The organism is Pseudomonas sp. ACN8 (assembly GCF_002303925.1).
GTDB lineage: Bacteria > Pseudomonadota > Gammaproteobacteria > Pseudomonadales > Pseudomonadaceae > Aquipseudomonas.
This window is the reverse complement of record NZ_MRCS01000062.1, coordinates 20,044-33,999: the sequence shown is the minus strand read 5'-3', so window position 1 is coordinate 33,999 and position 13,956 is coordinate 20,044. Positions and strand designations below refer to the sequence as shown.

The following is a 13,956-nucleotide window of genomic DNA, read 5'->3' as shown; positions in this document are numbered from 1 at the left end:
TCTACCGGCACACGGAAAATCTCGGTACCGTTGTCGTAGATGATCAGGGTCGTGTTCGGCTCGGCGGTGCCGCTGAAGGTTGGCGTGTTGTCGTCGGTGGTATCGCCATCGAGAATCGGCCCGACAACGGCCCCCACGTTGTCCTCGAGCAAGCTCGCATCTGCCGCGGCAGGCGGGGTGATGTCCACGGTGATCGGATAGTCACCGGTCGGCGCACTTTCGTTGCCGGCCGCATTGGTGGCCGTGGCCGTCAGGTTGTTCAGGCCTGGCAGCAACGCCGGGCTTGGCGTAATGGTCCAGTTACCGAACTCGTCGGCCGGGATGGTGCCGACTGCCACACCGTTGACGTACAAGGTGACGAGAGAGAACGGCTCAGCCGTACCGCTCACTTGCGGCTCGGTATCGTTGGTGCTCCCGCCCGGCATGATGTTGCCGATATTGTCGGCGACGTCATCCAGTACCCCAGTGATGCTCGGGGCAGGTGGCAAACCACCGGCAATCAGTTCGAAGTCGACATTGTTGGATGGCGCGCTGATGTTGCCGGCGGCATCTTCAGCCCTCACGGTGAGGTCATGCGGACCATTGAGCAGTGGCGGAACCGGGATGAAGCTCCAGCTACCATCCGCCTCGACCGGGACACGGCCGATTTCCATGCCATTGTCGTAGATGATGATGGTGCTGCCAGCCTCACCGGTACCGCTGATTTCCGGCTGGGCATCGTCAGTGATGTCGCCCGGATTGATATTGCCGGTGGTCGTGCCCTGGTCATCGAATACGGTGTCGATGGTGGGTGCGACGGGTGCGGTGGTGTCGACAATGATGATGTAAGGGTCGGACGGCTCGCTGGCATTGCCCGCTGGGTCGGTGACGATCACGGTGATCGGGTGCGGACCTTCGCTCAGCTCCGGATCCGGCGTGAATTCCCAACTGCCGTCATCTTTGACAATGGTTTCGCCGATAGGCACGCCATTGTCGATGATGGTGACGGTATCGCCTGGGGTCAGACCCACGCCAACAAGCGTCGGACTACCGTCGTCGGTCGTACCGCCGTTACCGATATCACCGGTGATCGGGCCGACGTTGTCGATGGCTTCTTCGATACCGCCGGTACCCGCGCCAGGCTTGCCAGGTGCAGTGGTGTCAACGATGACGATATAAGGATCGGACGGTTCGCTGACATTGCCAGCCGGGTCGGTGACGATCACGGTGATCGGGTGCGGACCTTCGCTCAGCTCCGGATCCGGCGTGAATTCCCAACGGCCGTCGTCGCCGACGATGACTTCGCCGATTTCTACGCCATCGTCGATGATGGTGACTTTGTCGCCAGGTTGCAGGCCGCCACCGCCGAAGGTCGGGCTGCCGTCATCGGTGCTACCGCCATTGCCGATATCACCGGTGATCGGGCCGACGTTGTCGATGGCTTCTTCGATACCACCGGTACCGACGCCTGGCTTGACCGGAGGCGTGGTGTCGACGATGACAATGTACGGGTCGGAAGGCTCACTGGTATTACCCGCCGGGTCGGTGACGATCACGGTGATCGGGTGCGGACCTTCGCTCAGCTCCGGATCCGGCGTGAACTCCCAACGGCCGTCTTCGCCGACGATGACTTCGCCGATTTCTACGCCACCGTCGATGATGGTGACTTTGTCACCAGGTTGCAGGCCGCCACCGCCGAAGGTCGGGCTGCCGTCATCGGTGCTACCGCCATTGCCGATATCACCGATGATCGGGCCGACGTTGTCGATGGCTTCTTCGATACCACCGGTACCGGTGCCCGGCTTGACCGGCGCGATGGTGTCGATGATGACGATATAGGGATCGGACGGCAGGCCGACGTTACCCGCGGCGTCAGTCGCCACGGTAGTGAAGCTGTACTCGCCATCTTCAAGGGCTGACGGGGTGAACGACCAGGTGCCATCCGCCTCGACCGTGGTTTCGCCGATTTTCTCGCCATTGGCGAAAACCTCGAGTTTGGCCCCTGCCTCGGCAGTACCAGTCAGGGTCGGCGTGTTGTCGTCGGTAAGACCGTTTGGCGCAATCACACCTTGCTGATCACCCTCGTTATCGCTGATCGATTCGATCGCGGATTTGCCGGGTGCAGTGGTGTCGATGATGAATTCGAATTCTTCGGAAGGCTGGCTGACGTTACCGTCCTTGTCCTTCTCGACCACGATGATGGAGTGCTCGCCTTCGGGCAGCGGCGTAGTCGGGGTGAATTCCCACTTGCCGTCATCGCCGACCACCACTTCGCCGATCTTCTCGCCATTGTCTTCGATGATGATGGTGTTACCCGGAGTGCCGACACCGGTGAAGGTCGGGGTTTTATCATCGGTGGAACCGCCCGGGGCGATCGGACCTTGTACGGCGCCGACGTTATCGGTGGCACCGCCGATACCTGGTGTACCTGGCCCGCCTGGGACAATCGTTGCATCGCTGTCGCGGTTGTTGTCGTCGTCACGGGACAGTGCATAAGCGGCGCCCAGCAAGCCGAGCGCGCCCAGGCCCAGCAGTGCCGGCCAGAACCAGCCGATGCCACTGCCAGCCACCAGGCCATTGCCGAAACCGACCAGTTCATCGGAACCCAGAACTTGCGGGGAGGAAACACCTTCGGTCAGGAACGCTGCCGCATGATCGCTTTCAGCGTCGGACGAGATGTACTCATAGTAGGCGCCGTCTTCGGCCACACCCACGAGTTGGCCTGGGTTCTCGTAGAACCCTTCGATGATCAGTTGTGGCTGATCCGGGTCGGTGCCTTCAGTGGCCACGTGCAAGTCGTTGCCAACTCGCTTGATGGTCAGGTTCTCGGGAGCGACCGGTTTTTCACCCGCCTCGGCGAGAATGTACTTGCCGTCTTTCACCGCTTTGATGCGAACCGGTGCGCCCGTCTGGGTGGTGCGAAGCTCCACCGATTCGGTAATCGTTTTGCCGTCCACTACGGCGACGTTCACTGCGTTTGTGTTCACTGTAATGCCTTCATTCGTCAGGTTGGTCACCGCGCCGGAGTCCCGGCACGTCCTAAATATCCAAAGCCCGCCCATTCGAAAGGCGACACCTCGGGATAGGCTGAATGTTGATCTACAGTGGTCACAATCAATATGAGACCTGTCCCAAAACGCGGAATAGTCCTACACGCCAGTTCCCCCAAAACCTGACTCGCCGCCCTTTATTTCTCACCCGTGCGTGGTGACCGATCAGTCCCTCAATGGACGCACTTCATGCGCTCCACCGTTCTTTTCCACGCACGGCAATAGACGCGCACTGAACGTTCAATTAGCGAAATTGAGACAAGTCCTAGATGGGCCGTGCAGGGCTATGGGTAATCCTAGAGAGGTAGCCATCGCATTCAACACAGCAAGAAAGCCAGCACCTTCCCGACGAAGGACCTCGGGTCCACGGCTGCGTCTTTTCTGCCACAACCCAGGAGTCTCGAATGACACCCCACGCTCGCTTCAGTGTTTTTACCCCGCAGCGGCTGCTGTGCATTTTTACCTGCAGCACGCTTTCCTTCTCGGCCCAGGCCCTTGAGCTGACCCGTGACAATGGCGCAGTGGTTGGCGACAACCAGAACTCGCAAACCGCCGGAGCCAATGGCCCGGTATTGCTGCAGGACGTGCAGTTGATCCAGAAGCTCCAGCGTTTTGACCGCGAGCGTATTCCCGAGCGCGTGGTGCATGCTCGCGGTACTGGGGCACACGGGGTATTTACCGCCACCGACAACCTCAGCGACCTGACCAAGGCCAAGGTCTTTACCAGCGGCACCGTCACCCCGGTGTTCGTGCGTTTCTCATCCGTGGTCCATGGCGCTCACTCGCCGGAAACCCTGCGCGACCCTCGCGGCTTCGCCACCAAGTTCTACACCGCCGACGGCAACTGGGATTTGGTGGGCAACAATTTCCCGACTTTTTTCATTCGCGATGCCATCAAGTTCCCTGACATGGTCCACGCGTTCAAACCCGACCCACGCACCAATCTGGGTGACAGCTCCCGGCATTTCGATTTCTTTTCCCACGTACCCGAAGCCACCCGCACCCTCACCGAGTTGTATTCCAACGCCGGCGTTCCCGCCAGCTATCGGGAAATGAACGGCAACAGCGTACATGCCTACAAGTTCGTCAATGCCGAGAACGAAGTGCATTACGTCAAGTTCCACTGGAAGAGCCTGCAGGGCACCAGAAACCTTGCGCCCAAGAGCATTGCTCAAGTGCAAGGTGCTGATTACAGCCACATGACCAACGATCTGATCCGCCATATCAACAAAGGGGATTTTCCGAAGTGGGACCTGTATGTGCAGGTACTCAAACCCGAAGAGCTGAGCCGCTATGAGTTCGATCCACTGGACGCCACCAAAGTCTGGCCGGACGTAGACTTTCGGAAAGTCGGACAAATGGTGCTGAACCGCAATCCGGCCAACGTGTTCCAGGAAACCGAGCAGGTCGCCATGGCTCCTTCCAATCTGGTCCCGGGCATCGAGCCTTCGGAAGACCGACTGTTACAAGGGCGACTGTTCTCCTACGCCGATACACAAATGTATCGCTTGGGCGCCAATGCGCAGCAGTTACCCGTCAACGCTCCGAAAAAGGCCATCAGCAATGGCAATCAGGACGGCGCACTGAATTCGACCAGCACCACGACGGGCGTCAACTACCAGCCAAGCCGCTTGTTGCCGCGCAAAGAATCGCCTGATGCGCGTTACAGCTCACTCGCCCTGTCTGGCAGCACCCAGCAGGCCAGGATCCAGCGTGAGCAGAATTTCAAGCAGGCCGGTGATCTCTATCGCTCGTTCAGCAGCAGGGATCGTCAGGATCTGATCGATAACTTCGGTGGCGCGCTGATCGGTGTGGACGATGTGAGCAAACACCACATCCTGTCCTTCCTCTACAAGGCGGATCCGGAATACGGAACAGGCGTCACCCAGGTTGCGAAGGGCGACCAGCTGCGCGTTCAAGCCCTGGCTTCAAAGCTGGTGGATTGAATTAATGTCTCGCTGCATCCCCAGGGGTGCAGCGACTATGCCGCAGACCGAGGTGCTACATGGATCTGAATATTTTCGAACTGATCAAACAAATCTCCCTCCCGCTTTTATTGAAGTACGGTGCAACGCTGGCGCTGGCAATCACTACCCTGACTGTCGGATGGTGGTTGATCGGCACATTGACGGGGCGCATCAGCGCCGGACTCGGCAGAAGCAGTGCCGACAAGACCTTGCAAAACTTTGTCGGCACCCTGGCCAATATCGCGCTCAAGATCATGCTGGTCATTAGCGTGGCCTCGATGATCGGCGTGCAAACCACCAGTTTTGTCGCCGCACTCGGTGCCGCCGGGCTAGCGATCGGTCTGGCATTACAAGGCAGTTTGTCCAACTTCGCCGGCGGGGTACTGATCCTGTTGTTTCGTCCATTCAAGGTGGGCGACACGATCGAAGTGCAGGACATATATGGCACTGTCGACTCGATCCTGATTTTCCACACCGTGATTCTCAGCCCCGACAACAAGCGCATCGTTGTGCCCAATGGCAGTTTGTCCAACGGCGTGATTGTCAATTTCTCCAGCGAGACACAGCGCAAAGTCGTGTTCGATGTCGGCGTGGACTACAGCGCCAATCTGGATACTGCCCGGCAGGTTCTACTGGGCCTGTGCAACGACGCCAGAATTCATACCGACCCGGCGCCCATCGTGGTGGTGACAAATTTGGGCGACAGCTCAGTGACCTTGTCGCTGCGGGTCTGGGTCAACAATGCCGACTATTGGGATCTGATGTTTCAGTTCAACGAAAAAGCGCGCGATGCGTTGGCACAAAAAGGTATCGGGATCCCCTTTCCTCAACGTGTTGTCACCGTGATCCAGGGTTGAACCCGCCGCCTCTTCCAGGATAAGTCATCATGCCCAATAAAAAACTGCGAATAATCATTGCGGATGCCAGCCTGGCGAGGCTGATTCAGATTGAAAAATCTCTCAACAAGTTTGGTTACTACAGCATATTGCCCATACAGTTTCGCGAAGAACTGTGGGTATTGAGCAACGAATTCCTCATGACTTTCGATGTGTTGATTGCAAACAATGAACTGGTCGTAGATACGCAAGATAATCTGACTGCCTGCTATCAAAACACCCACATAATCAACCATGCCCTGTTCTATGGCAGCCAGCAAGCAGAGCTGACTACAACTTCGTTTGCCTCGACCAGTACACTAATGACCTGTATCACCAATACCCCCTCCGATGACGTCATCGAAGACTTCATGGCGAGCATTGATCCACCCTCACCGTGGGAGTTCCTGAAACACCCGAACGGGACAATCCCGCAAATACATCCGGTCACTGAGGTGTCGCAACAACACACAAAAGCACTCAAGCTTTTATAAAACGAACAAACAAAACCATGAAGACCGCACTTAAGATCGCCTTCATCAGCCTGATGGGCGCGTTGCAAATCAGCTGCGCAGAAGTATCAATAAATCGCAACCTCCTCGAAGCACGTGAGCTTTTCACCCTGTTACATAAAAAACCGGAATCATATTGGCTGGCATACGATGAAGTAAATGAAGCTTTCGCCGTACTTATTCAAGCTGACCTGTTATCCAATGAAGATGCTGGCGCGCCAGAGATCGATCAGCTTTCGCAACTGGCGAAACAAAAAATCGCACTCGCGGAGCAAGCAATATCAGATCGAAAGTCTGAACAACTTTTTTTGAATCCGCCATTAGACAGGTAACCATTATGAATAAAATCAAATGTCACGCCAGCCTCTGACGGCCACGCCCTGGCGTTAATAAAAACGCTTGGCAGAAAAGTAACTCTTGTTCCAATAGCTATTGGACAATGAATCGATGCGGATACTTTTTCCAGCCCGGGGGGCATGGATAAAGCGATTGTCGCCGATATAGATTCCAACATGATTCATACGACCACCGCCATTATGTTTGAAAAACACGGCGTCTCCTCGTCTCAGATTGTGCCGCGGGATTATGTTTGCCTTCGAGTTCAGCATTGAAGCGGTGGTTCTTGGAATATTGATACCCGCCTCACTACGAAACAGATACACCAACAGCCCACTACAATCAAAGCCCTTACTGACTGAAGTACCTCCCCAGCGATAGGGCGTGCCAATGAGTTCATGGGCACGACTTACAACTTTATTCACGTGCCTGGATTTATCTCGATCAAGACTTGAAGCATGGCTCATGAACTCAGTATTTATGGAGGTTTTCTGCTTTGTCGATGCAAACAGGTAATCCGAGAAAAAGTAACTGAACAGAAGGGTCAATGATAAAGACTTTGTCACGATGTACACCAATAGAGATTTCAGGTTAGCTGAAACACAATGGTATTTATCGCGTCAGGACCATCACATAGGATTTGTCCTACAAGGACTCAACGGGAACCAAGGGCCGACGAATGGAGTCATGTCCGGCCTCTGCGCCTTTTGTGACGCCTCAAGACATTCGGTAGAGGCGACGGACCCTACAGGCGCGGTCAATCACACTAAGAGTCGTGGCGTTCCAGCCAGCCGTCGTGAACCCATTGCTTGAGCCAGGTTGCCGCTTGCAATGGTGCCTCCTCGCCATGGCTTGCCGCCAAATCTGCACACAGGTCGGCGAAACTCCAGCCTTCTTGAGTCATGCGATTCAGGGCGGTCGACTCCGATGGTTCGAGGCTCCGGAAGTGGCAAATCATTTCGGCGCGCCAGATCATGATTGTCCGGGGGGTATCCAGCACTGCGCTACCGGCAAATGCAGCCTGCTCCTTGACCGCGCGCCACAGTTCGCCACTGTTGAATGCGCACTCGACCCGATGCATGGTCGGGCTCGGCCGCAACCGTAGCGTCGGCCAATCTTCGGGCTGTAGACGGGCCATGTCCTGCAGCGTCAGCGGCGTTCCCGGTGGGGCATCGAAGGCCAGCGTAAATGTCCATTCAAGTCTGGCGAGCTCAGCCAAGGGTGCGCTCTGCTCGGGCACCAGATGCTGGCGGATGAACGCCTCGAAGCCCTTGCCGAACCAGCGCAGATTGTAATGGTCCGACGGAAATCGACGAATGTAAGCATCGGCAAGCCGTTCGAATTCAATATCGCCAAGCCAGTGCCAGATCGCTGGGAAGTCACCGCGCAGCACTTCTTGAAGGCGGGCTCGATAGGCGTTGTGATAAATCGCCAGACCTGTGGCGACATTCAATGTCGGGCTGCCGATCAGACTGTCGATCAATTCGATATTGGCCATCGACGATTCACCCGTCAAATAGCCTTCAAAGGCCTGTTGCCAATCCTTCAAGCGCATTTCTGTCTCCTGGCCAGCGCACGGTCTCCCAGTTCCCGAGCCTTTTGCAGTTCGACGAGCAGCTCTTCGAAGGGCGGTAGACGGTCGTCGCGCTCCAGCAATGTCGCGACTGGGCCAATGTGCTCAAGGGTTTGCTGATAAAGCGCCCACACCGGATCGCTTACCGGTTGGTCGTGGGTGTCGATCACGTAATCGCCGTAATCGCTATGACCCGCCAGGTGCAGTTGGCGAATTTTGTTCGCAGGCATGCCGTGAATGAAGGTCAACGGATCAAAACCGTGATTGCGCGAGCTGACATAGACATTGTTGATGTCCAACAACAATTCGCAGTCACTGAGACGACTGAGCGCTTCCAGAAACTCCCATTCGGTGAATTCGTCCCCAGCACGGCGAACGTAACTGGATACGTTTTCCAGCACTAATGGCCGCTGCAACAGATCCTGCACTTGCCGCACCCGATTGACCACGTAATACAGGCTTTCTTCGGTATAAGGCAGAGGCAGCAGATCGTGCAATTGGTGGGCGTTGCCGCGGCTCCAGCACAGATGATCGGAGATCCATGCGGGATTTGTCCGGTCAGACAACTGCTTGAGTCGCTTCAAATACTCCGTATCCAGTGCATGAGGCCCTCCTATGGAAAGGGACACACCGTGCATGACCACGGGATAACGTTCGGTGATGGCGTCCAGGTAGTACAGGGCTTTGCCACCTTCCACCATGAAGTTTTCGGAGATGATTTCGAACCAGTCCACAGGCGGAGATTGTTCAAGAATTTGCTGGTAGTAGTGGCTACGAAGGCCCAAACCATAGCCAGAGTGAGAAAGAGAAGCAGGCATCAAGGACTCCTTGAGAAAGGACACCGCAGCAGCGAAGAGCGAACTCCTGCGGTGGAATCTGGAGGTCGGTTATTCGCCGACTTTACCGCCCTCTTTCATGCATTCGGCCTGGGTCATGGCCTTGAAGCCGTGGCCCTTGCAAACAGCCAGGCCTTTGCAGGCGTTTTCTGCGGTCTTGCAGTCGTTCATGCCTTTGCACGAGGTCACGCCGTAGCAGTGAACCTGAGGCGCGTCGGCGGCCTGGGCTTGTGTGGCGATACCGGCAAACAGAGTGGCAGCAGCAAAGGCGAGCGCGGCGCCGCCGGAAGCGTTTTTGAAGTTCATCTGTACATCCTCGTTTGTTTTTAGTGAGTTCGCAGGACGGTTGTTTCGTCCTGACATATCACTAGAGAACGTACTGCCGATGGCGTTACAGGTTTCAAGAAAAAAATGCGGTGCGCTGTCGATGGCGGTTTTGTTCAACACGCAAGCGTGCGGCGATAAATACTTCGTCTGCCGAATAGAACAGGTTCTACTGATCGTTACGACGCTCTTGCACGAGACGCTCGGCCAGCATGTCAATGTCTGGCAGAGCATCCTCGGGCATGACTCGCAGCGTCTTCTGCATCAGGCGCATCTGGTGCATGAAGCGCCGGCAATTGGGGCAAAACATCAAATGATGTCGCATCATCAATTTCCCCCGGTAGCTCAATTGGCCATCGAGATAATCGCTGGAGCGCGCTACTTGTTCTTTACAAGTCAGCATTTCCCGGTCTCCTCAAAGTGCTCTAAGGTGGCAAAGACCTTCAGGCGTGCCCTGTGCAGCAGAACCCGAACGTTTGAAAGTGAAAGCTCCAGAAGCTCGCAGATTTCCTGTAACTCTAGTCCTTGACGTTCGCGCAATAACAAAACGCCTTTTTGAAATTCTGGCAAGTTCTGCAAAGTACGTTCAAGGCATTGGCGCAATTCATTTTCGGTCAACAATGCTTCGGGGGTGTCTTGGTGCCAGGCAAAGGGTGCCAGCAACCAGTGACCATCCTCGGTCGAGAACCGCTCATCACCGATAGTGCCATGGGGTGACGGAACGTCTTCGAGCAAGATCTCCCGGCGGTTTTGCCTGTAGCGGCTCTTGGCAGAGTTGGCCGTGATGGTCAGCAGCCAGGTCTTGAGACTTGAACGGCCCTGGAAGCCGGCCAGGTTGCGCACCACAGACAACCACGCGTCCTGCACCACATCATCGGCATGTCGCGAACCGGCGATGGTGTACGCCACTGCCCGCATGGCGCTTTGATAGGTGCCAACCAGTTCCTTGTAAGCCGTTGGGTCGCCGGACAACAGACGCTCAACCAGATGCGCGTCGTTACTCATATGCATGTCGCTCAATGGAAGCGCCATCGTTCAATACATAGGCTATGTGCACAGAAATACCATCCGGGATAGGGGAACATGGAATCCGATGTTAGCGGCGCCCTCCATGTCGGCCCTATAGGACGATTCTCAAAAGCGGCGAAAACCCACGAGTCGAGATTTCCCTCGTTGCCTTATCGGGAATGACGTCGGGCAATGAGCTGATCGAGCGACAGTTTGCCTGGACCGCTCGCCATCAAATACAGCAGCACCGCAGCCCAGATCCCGTGCGTTGGGTAGGCATCCGGATAAACGAAAAGCTGAATGGTCAGAGTCATGCCCAGCAACATCAGCGCTGAAAAGCGCGTGGCGAGCCCCAGCAGGATCAGGACTGGAAAGAAATGTTCGGCAAATGTGGCCATGTAGGCGGCAGCCTCTGGCGCCAGCAGCGGTACGCTGTATTCGCTTTGGAACAAGGGAATGGTCGAGTTGGCCAGGCGCGGCAGGCCGAGCTGGAAGCTACCGTCGACCAGGTCGATCGCCAGTCCCTCGACCTTGGTTTGACCGGACTTCCAGAACACGGCGGCGATGGAAAATCTTGCGACGAAGGCAATCAGGCTGCCTGGGATCTTACTCATCCAGGTGGTGGCGCGGGTAATGAGGTTCATGCGAGTACCTTGTATGGAAGTAGTTCGGTGATGGCGTGGCGACTGATCAACAACGCAAGTGTCAGGCTCACGTCGAATGCCGGAGCGTTACCAATGGCCTGCCCCAGTGACTGGCCGTTTTGCAGGTTGTGGATGAAAGCGCTAGCGCCTGGGTCTATGGCATGCACCTCGACATCCAGAGCGTTGCGCACTACGAGGGCGTGTTGACCATGAATAAAATTGATCCCCGCCAGCGTCGAGACGTTTTGGTGGGCCGCCCAGATGTCGACCACGGCGAAGGGCGAGTTCAGCAGGTTCACAGAGGGATGAAGCTCAATGCAAAGCCGGCTCAGGGCCTGCGGGTCTGCTAGCGCGGTGGCAATTTGTTGAAGGCTCAGGGGCAGTACATCGGCAGCGTGGTAGGCCTGAACCCGTAGGCGTTCCAGTCGGGCGATATCGGCCAGGTATGGCACGCTGGCTGCCGGTTCGAATGCTTCGATGAAGCTGGCCAGGTTTTGGCCGTAATCGTTGAGCAACGGGCTCAGCGGTGGCCGGGCGCGCACGTAGGACGCCGCCATCGCCCGGAAAAACTCATTGCCCACCAATTGCACTACCACGGGGTAGCTGTCTGCCAGAGCATTGATCAATGAGCTCTGCACGTTGTTGCGATAGACGCCAAAGCGACTGGCCGGATCAGCGCCATTGGCAGTAAAGAGACCCTCAGGGCAAGGCTGCTGCACATCGAGCAGGGCGGTGGCGAATGCCGCTTGAGTGCTCATGGTCAAGCGCCTACGCTCAGCAACAATTTATCGGCCTGGCGTGCTTCGCCGAGCAACACATCGAAAGGCGGCAGATTGTTGTCGCGCTCGATCAGCGTGGCGACCGGTCCGACTTGCTCCAACACCCTTTGGTACAACGCCCAGACTTCGTTATCGATCGGCGCGCCGTGATCATCGATCAACAGACGGTCACCCAAGGCATCGCTGTCTTCGTTAAAACCTGCCAAGTGAATTTCACCGACCGCATGCAGGGGCAGGGCTTGGATGTAGGCCAGAGGATCACGACGATGGTTGATGCACGATACATAGACGTTGTTTACGTCCAACAGCAACCCGCAGCCTGTGCGACGAATGATTTCGCCCACGAAGTCTGCCTCATCGATTGTCGAGTGTTCAAAGGCCAGATAGGTCGCCGGATTTTCCAGCAGCATCGGGCGCCTGAGGGTGGTTTGCACCTGGTCGATGTGCGAGCAGACGCGGTTAAGTGTCGGTGTGTCATAGGCCAGGGGAAGCAGGTCGTTGAGGAATATGGATCCATGGCCTGCCCATGCCAGGTGTTCGGAAAAAGCCTGGGGTTGATAGCGTTCAATCAGCTCGCCGAGCCGTCGCAGATGATGCGCATCCAGCGGCCCTTCACCACCAATCGACAAGCCCACGCCGTGCAGGGACAGTGGATATTGCTCACGGATCAACCCCAGGAAATGATGAAACGGCCCGCCGGCAACCATGTAGTTTTCGGCGTGAACTTCGAAGAAACCAATGTCCGGTCTTGATCCGAGCACTTCACGAAAGTGCTCGGATTTGAGCCCCAGCCCGGTGCGACGCGGGAGGCCGGATAACAAACTGTTCATGGTCGACACTCAGGCTGGTCTTGAATCAGGACTTGGCTTTGAAGGCTTCCAGCTGACCGAATCCGGTCGATGAAGTCTTGCTTTCGAGGGAGGTACAAGTGCCTTGGGGGACGAGCTTCCAGGCATTGGCCTGGAAGTCGGTTTTCGACGTGCCGGCGCACGTGGTGCCAGCACCGGCGGCGCAATCGTTTTTGCCTTTGAGTGACACGCCGAAGCATTTTTCCATGTCGGTGGCGGCATGGGCGGTGGCGACGGTGGCCAGGCTCAAGGCCGAACCAAGCGCCAGGACCAATGCAGTGGCGGAAAGAGGGCGGACGGTTGCGGTCATGATGTTTCTCCAGTTTCAAGATGGGTAAACAAGCATCAGTGCTTGCTCAGTTCTCTAGAGACCGCGAGTCCCGAAGCGTTACAGCATGACCGCATTTTTTGAATCACTACTGAAAAGCCGGCTGCGGCGATTTTCTCAGCTCCAGCCTGAGGGGCATTACTTCAAGTCATGGCCTTATGATTTTTAATGGTTACAGCCGTCCCGACGGCCAGTGATAAAAAAGCGCAAACACAGCTCATCCATAACAAAAAGAGCGTTTGCACTCATGACCAAGCCCCGCAACCACGCCTTCGTCAGCTTCACGCTGCGCTCTTCGAAAACCGTTTTTGCCATGCACTGCCCAAAGCCTGCGTGCGCTGCTGATTACCTCCAATTCTCTCAACGTCCCCAAGAGTAATAATCATGAAAGAACTCGACCTGTACATCGGTGAAGGTTTCGAAGGCCCCGGCGTGAACGCCGCGCACATCAACATCCTGATCGGTCCGCGCAACGGCCCGGCAGGGCAGGCATTCGCCAACAGCCTGGCCTCGCCAAGCCAGGGTCACTGCCCGTTCATGGTGATCGCCCAGCCGAACATTCCGGTCAAGCCGATGACTTTGTATGTGAACAAGGCCGCGATCGGCAGCGACCTGCACGGCAACGCCACCTGGGGCGCATCCCAGGCCGGTATTGCCAAGGCAGTTCTGGAAGCCTTGCTCGACGGCACCTTGCCGCCGGAAGCCGAGGACGAGTGGGCCATCGTTACCGCCAACTGGGTCAACCCGGCCTGTGACGACCTCGACGCCGTGTACCTGAACAACTACAACGCCTGCCGCACCGCGATCCGCGCCGCCCTGACCGGTAAGCCGGAAACCGCGCAGCTAAAGGATGTGGTCGATCACATCAGCAACCCTTTCTACACCCCTAAAGCCTGA

Annotated in this window: 16 protein-coding genes; 5 read left to right on the top strand and 11 right to left on the bottom strand. The window is 56.6% G+C overall.

The window, feature by feature from the left end:
* A partial coding sequence (locus BSF44_RS26355) for an Ig-like domain-containing protein (RefSeq protein ID WP_256589160.1) occupies window positions 1–2,966 on the bottom strand: 2,966 nt, incomplete at its 3' end.
* Between the two features lie 467 nt (window positions 2,967–3,433).
* Between BSF44_RS26355 and BSF44_RS26350 the strand changes: the two genes are divergently transcribed.
* Genes BSF44_RS26350 through BSF44_RS26335 form a run of 4 tightly spaced genes read left to right on the top strand, consistent with a single transcriptional unit; the run spans window position 3,434 to window position 6,715 of the window.
* A complete protein-coding gene (locus BSF44_RS26350) occupies window positions 3,434–4,975 on the top strand; it encodes a catalase (protein ID WP_095945971.1) in 1,542 nt (513 codons plus the stop codon).
* 59 nt (window positions 4,976–5,034) lie between these two features.
* The gene (locus tag BSF44_RS26345) at window positions 5,035–5,853 is read left to right on the top strand and encodes a mechanosensitive ion channel family protein (RefSeq protein ID WP_095945970.1); all 819 of its coding nucleotides are present in this window, start codon (window positions 5,035–5,037) and stop codon (window positions 5,851–5,853) included.
* A 29-nt stretch (window positions 5,854–5,882) separates the two neighbouring features.
* Entirely contained in the window at window positions 5,883–6,365 is a 483-nt protein-coding gene (locus tag BSF44_RS26340) for a hypothetical protein (RefSeq protein WP_095945969.1), read from the top strand.
* A 17-nt stretch (window positions 6,366–6,382) separates the two neighbouring features.
* A complete protein-coding gene (locus tag BSF44_RS26335; RefSeq protein ID WP_095945968.1) occupies window positions 6,383–6,715 on the top strand; it encodes a hypothetical protein in 333 nt (110 codons plus the stop codon).
* 54 nt (window positions 6,716–6,769) lie between these two features.
* Here BSF44_RS26335 and BSF44_RS26330 read toward each other — a convergent pair whose 3' ends face one another.
* From BSF44_RS26330 to BSF44_RS26285, 10 genes are all read right to left on the bottom strand, one after another.
* Window positions 6,770–7,186: a C40 family peptidase gene (locus tag BSF44_RS26330; protein WP_095945972.1), complete on the bottom strand. Its 417-nt coding sequence runs from the start codon at window positions 7,184–7,186 to the stop codon at window positions 6,770–6,772.
* Window positions 7,187–7,485: 299 nt separating this feature from the next.
* Window positions 7,486–8,274 carry a DNA-binding domain-containing protein gene (locus BSF44_RS26325; RefSeq protein WP_095945967.1) on the bottom strand — a complete coding sequence of 263 codons (789 nt, stop codon included), beginning with the start codon at window positions 8,272–8,274 and terminating at the stop codon, window positions 7,486–7,488.
* Window positions 8,265–9,110 carry a DUF692 domain-containing protein gene (locus BSF44_RS26320; protein ID WP_095945966.1) on the bottom strand — a complete coding sequence of 282 codons (846 nt, stop codon included), beginning with the start codon at window positions 9,108–9,110 and terminating at the stop codon, window positions 8,265–8,267. Before BSF44_RS26320 ends, BSF44_RS26325 begins: the two co-directional genes overlap by 10 nt.
* A 69-nt stretch (window positions 9,111–9,179) precedes the next feature.
* Window positions 9,180–9,434 carry a hypothetical protein gene (locus BSF44_RS26315; RefSeq protein ID WP_095945965.1) on the bottom strand — a complete coding sequence of 85 codons (255 nt, stop codon included), beginning with the start codon at window positions 9,432–9,434 and terminating at the stop codon, window positions 9,180–9,182.
* A gap of 187 nt (window positions 9,435–9,621) precedes the next feature.
* Window positions 9,622–9,855: a zf-HC2 domain-containing protein gene (locus BSF44_RS26310; protein ID WP_095945964.1), complete on the bottom strand. Its 234-nt coding sequence runs from the start codon at window positions 9,853–9,855 to the stop codon at window positions 9,622–9,624.
* Complete coding sequence (locus BSF44_RS26305; protein WP_095945963.1) at window positions 9,849–10,463, bottom strand: RNA polymerase sigma factor; 615 nt, start codon at window positions 10,461–10,463, stop codon at window positions 9,849–9,851. The genes BSF44_RS26310 and BSF44_RS26305 overlap by 7 nt, the downstream gene beginning before the upstream one ends.
* Before the next feature lie 167 nt (window positions 10,464–10,630).
* Window positions 10,631–11,104 carry a DoxX family protein gene (locus tag BSF44_RS26300; protein ID WP_095945962.1) on the bottom strand — a complete coding sequence of 158 codons (474 nt, stop codon included), beginning with the start codon at window positions 11,102–11,104 and terminating at the stop codon, window positions 10,631–10,633.
* Complete coding sequence (locus BSF44_RS26295; protein ID WP_095945961.1) at window positions 11,101–11,862, bottom strand: DUF2063 domain-containing protein; 762 nt, start codon at window positions 11,860–11,862, stop codon at window positions 11,101–11,103. Before BSF44_RS26295 ends, BSF44_RS26300 begins: the two co-directional genes overlap by 4 nt.
* A 2-nt stretch (window positions 11,863–11,864) precedes the next feature.
* On the bottom strand, window positions 11,865–12,713 hold the full coding sequence (locus BSF44_RS26290; protein ID WP_095945960.1) for a DUF692 domain-containing protein: 849 nt from the start codon (window positions 12,711–12,713) through the stop codon (window positions 11,865–11,867).
* Between the two features lie 25 nt (window positions 12,714–12,738).
* Window positions 12,739–13,041: a DUF2282 domain-containing protein gene (locus BSF44_RS26285; RefSeq protein WP_095945959.1), complete on the bottom strand. Its 303-nt coding sequence runs from the start codon at window positions 13,039–13,041 to the stop codon at window positions 12,739–12,741.
* A 402-nt stretch (window positions 13,042–13,443) separates the two neighbouring features.
* Here BSF44_RS26285 and fae point away from each other — a divergent pair, with 402 nt between their 5' ends.
* Complete coding sequence (gene fae, locus BSF44_RS26280; protein WP_007984954.1) at window positions 13,444–13,956, top strand: formaldehyde-activating enzyme; 513 nt, start codon at window positions 13,444–13,446, stop codon at window positions 13,954–13,956.